Annotated in this window: 2 protein-coding genes; one reads left to right on the top strand and one right to left on the bottom strand. The window is 61.2% G+C overall.

The window, feature by feature from the left end; all coding sequences use genetic code 11:
- Positions 1-51: 51 nt before the first annotated feature.
- On the bottom strand, positions 52-372 hold the full coding sequence (locus ACFOM8_RS22815) for a hypothetical protein (RefSeq protein ID WP_377764657.1): 321 nt from the start codon (positions 370-372) through the stop codon (positions 52-54).
- An 80-nt stretch (positions 373-452) separates the two neighbouring features.
- Here ACFOM8_RS22815 and ACFOM8_RS22810 point away from each other — a divergent pair, with 80 nt between their 5' ends.
- Positions 453-1,778 (top strand): DNA cytosine methyltransferase, encoded by a 1,326-nt coding sequence (locus ACFOM8_RS22810; protein WP_377764656.1) that lies wholly within the window; start codon positions 453-455, stop codon positions 1,776-1,778.
- Positions 1,779-2,306 lie beyond the last annotated feature (528 nt).

Raw genomic sequence — 2,306 nt, 5'->3', positions numbered from 1 at the left:
GGGAAGGGTCACATGGGTCAAATCTCAATGGAAATTATGGGCCTGCCTGGGTCACTTCTGGGTGGAAATCAACAGGCCGTATATTCTTTGAGCGAGCAACTCGTCAGGCCAGTTGTTCTCAGGGTTCTTTCGAAGCAGGTCCTTTAGGAAGTTGGCGGGATTGTTCCGGCTGAGATTGGACCCGACCTCATCCATCGCCTGTCTGATCTGGTCGCCCGTGACGATACCCTCGGGAAAAGCCCCTTGACCATGCTTTTCACCCAAGTTGCTGATTACAGCAGTCTTCCTTGATCGTCCCTTCGGTTTCCCCGTCATATCCGCTCCCGATGCTCTTGTGTCCCAGACGCTATCGCCGCGGCGTTCTTTCGCCAAGACGGCATTTTCCGATCGACTTCGGCTCGCATGTCTCCTACCGTGGCGTTAAAGGGGTGATTCACGAACGGGGGTGACTAATGCGGCCGGTTGCGGTTGATCTGTTTGCGGGGGTCGGAGGCATGAGCCTGGGCTTCGAACAGGCGGGCTTCGACGTGCTGGCCGCGGTCGAGATCGATCCCGTCCACGCGGCGGCGCACGAGTTCAACTTCCCCGACTGCGCTGTCATTTGCAGTTCCGTTTCCGAGGTGACCGGCGACGACATTCGTGCGGCGGCGAAATTGGGCGACCGCAAGGTCGATCTCGTATTCGGCGGGCCGCCGTGCCAGGGCTTTTCCATGATCGGCAAGCGCCAACTGGACGATCCTCGCAATTCCCTCCTGAAGGATTTCGTCCGGATCGCCCGCGAGCTGGACGCATCTTACATCGTGATGGAGAACGTCAAAGGACTGACGGTAGGTAAGCACCGGGCCATGCTCGACGAATTGGTCCAGCTATTGGATCAGGCCGGATACGAGGTCAGGCTGCCCTGGCGAGTGCTGGACGCCGCCGACTTCGCGGTTCCTCAGCACCGCGAACGCCTTTTCCTCATGTGTGCGAAGAAGGGCATGCCCGTCCCGGCTTATCCTGCCGCCGTCTGCACTCCCGCCGACGAGGAGCCGTCGGACGAGATTCCCGTGGGTCCGTCTTGCGAGGATGCCTTGGGCGATCTCCCGGACGCCGACCGGTTCGCTTCGCTGAAGGCGGGTGACAGCGTAAAGACCAAAGCTTGGGGGGAGCCGTCCGAATATGCCGAGATGATGCGCTGCACCGGCGGCCGGGGCTGGTTCTGCGGCTATCGCCGCGAATTCGATCCGATGGTTCTGACATCCAGCGCTTACACCGAGCATTCCGACATCTCGCGGCGGCGGTTCTCGGAGACCCAGCCGGGCACGGTCGAGCCTATCTCTAGGCTCTTCAAGCTTCATCCGAGGGGACTCAGCAACACCCTCCGCGCAGGGACAGACGGAGCGCGCGGCGCTTTCACCAGCCCGCGGCCTATCCACTACGAATCGACTCGCTGTGTGACGGTCCGAGAAATGGCCCGTCTTCACGGCTTCCCCGACTGGTTCCGCTTCAACGCGACCAAATGGCACGGTGCTCGGCAAATCGGAAACGCGGTGCCCCCTCCGCTCGCCAGGGCGGTCGGAAGTGCGGTGATGTCCGCAGGATCGTTCGAAAGGACGAAGCCCGAAGAGGTCGTCGATCTCGGCCCTGTCGGCCTTCTCACCATGGACCTGACGACGGCGTCGAGGCATTTCGGCATCGAGAAGCCCATGTCCAAGCGTGATCGAAAAAGCGGTTCCACGAAGCGAAAGCAGGTCGACATCGAGCGGCTCAGGATCGCGGCCCTGGCGGCGGAGTAGGGATTCCCTCGATGGCCGAGATAGGCTATCGTGAGGTGACAAAGATGACACGGCCCCGCCGGCCGCCGAAACGCAACCGACTGATCTCGCAGCGATTATTAAAATTCAGCTCCGATCCCTACCGCCGGAGCCAGTTTTTAATAAACATTTACGATTTCAGAGGGGTAGCCCCAGAGCGGGGTGACGCCCAGGCTGAGAATCGGCACATGTCACCTGGGTGTAGCCGGCCACACATTTTTGCAGTATCTGCCACGCAGATTTGCAGCACGACGTTTTTTGTGAAGGGGTCTTAAAACACCTGTTTACAAGCCCTGGGGTGTTGTGGCAGCGCGACCGAAATCCTGACATGCAGAAGGGGGCCACGCGGCCCCCTTTGCCGTTCCGAACAGGCCCGGCCGCTCAGTTCGCCGCGTTCGCCAGCACCAGCTTGCCGCCTGTGAGCGTCACGCCTGGGGGCAGGGATGCGCCGTTGTTGAGCACGGTGACGCCCGGTCCGGTCAGGTCGTGGCTGCCCGCGGGCAGGCCTGC

The organism is Paracoccus angustae (assembly GCF_042648745.1).
Classification (GTDB): domain Bacteria; phylum Pseudomonadota; class Alphaproteobacteria; order Rhodobacterales; family Rhodobacteraceae; genus Paracoccus; species Paracoccus angustae.
Note: the sequence above shows the minus strand (reverse complement) of the source record. Positions and strands in the feature narration are given on the sequence as shown.